1 protein-coding gene is annotated in these 1,288 nt (G+C 37.5%); it reads left to right on the top strand.

What is annotated here, in order from left to right; translation table 11 throughout:
- The coding region (locus Q8K49_RS09510; RefSeq protein ID WP_305305571.1) for a sensor histidine kinase KdpD at window positions 1-1,288 on the top strand (1,288 nt) is incomplete at both ends.

The following is a 1,288-nucleotide window of genomic DNA, read 5'->3' as shown; positions in this document are numbered from 1 at the left end:
TAGTATTAACCCCGCCCAGATCGCTTTACTCATCATGATAGGGCTCGGTATGGTTGCATTAACATTTTCGACGAGCCAAATTTCAAGTGGAGCATCAGGGGATAATCAAATCTTTTCCTCTATTCAAAAAAAGGCGCAGTCTCTTTCCCTCCTTCAGCGAGAAGGACTGGCCTTTACAATTAAATTCGTCCAATGGGGGGCGGGAGAAGTCCCAATTAAAGATGTAATAGTTGCGCGCGCCACTTTGAAGAAACAATTATCAGGGATAGATATTAAGCACGAAGTTGCAAGGCAGTATTTCGTCAATCAATATTTGGCAAATCTATTTATCGCCGACGAAATTCTTTTATACGCTAAGCCGGGGTATCTATCTAGAAGTGATTATCGTGCCATTAAATCCCAATTAAAAATCTTTGTTGACGAGATGCTAAATTTTAGTCGGATTTTTGCAGTTGAGTATAGAGCTCAACTAGACAGTTTGCTAGAAAAGTCCGCGAAAGACCGTCGTCAAAAGGCAGATATCAATCTCTACTTACTGATTCTAGTTACATCCTTATCACTTATTTTTGTCTCCTCCTTTATTTATACTCTCAATAAGCAGTACAAGGCTATTTCTAATTCAATTGATGATCAAATTATTTTACTAAATACCGCAAATAATAATTTAAGTCAGGCAGAAACATTAGTCGAGAAGTTAAAATTACTCGACTCAAGAAAGAATGATTTTATTTCTACAATAAATCACGAACTGCGCACGCCATTAACTTCTATCATTGGGTATGTCGGTATTTTACGAGACAGTATGAATACCAGTATAAATACTCAGAGTGAGCAAGTTTTGGCCGTGATTGAACGAAATTCAACAGACTTGTTAAATCTTGTCGAAGAGATTCTTACTCTATCAAGTTTGGAATCAACTTCATCAGAACTTGTAAAAACAGAGGTCGACGTGCAAGCTGTTATTGCCAAATGTATTTTCGCTCTAGCTCCTCAAAAAGAGGCGTTGGGAATTGCATTTGATGTGGCTGTAGACGAAAATATTGAGACGGTAATAGATGCGAATAAAAATCAAATCTCCCAAGCTCTATCTAACATTCTCTCAAATGCCCTTAAATTCTCTAAAACGGATACGACGGTTCGTATAAGTGTTAGTGAAAAATATAACGAGAACTTACGAAGATTTATTAGAATCTCAATTGCAGATCAGGGGATGGGAATTCCTGAATCCCAAATTGCAGAGATTTTTACAAGTTTTTATAGGGCTAGTAACGCTCAGAGTAGTGGTATC

The organism is Brevundimonas sp., from assembly GCF_030682035.1.
Classification (GTDB): domain Bacteria; phylum Pseudomonadota; class Alphaproteobacteria; order Caulobacterales; family Caulobacteraceae; genus Brevundimonas.
This window is presented reverse-complemented; position numbering and strand designations above follow the sequence as displayed.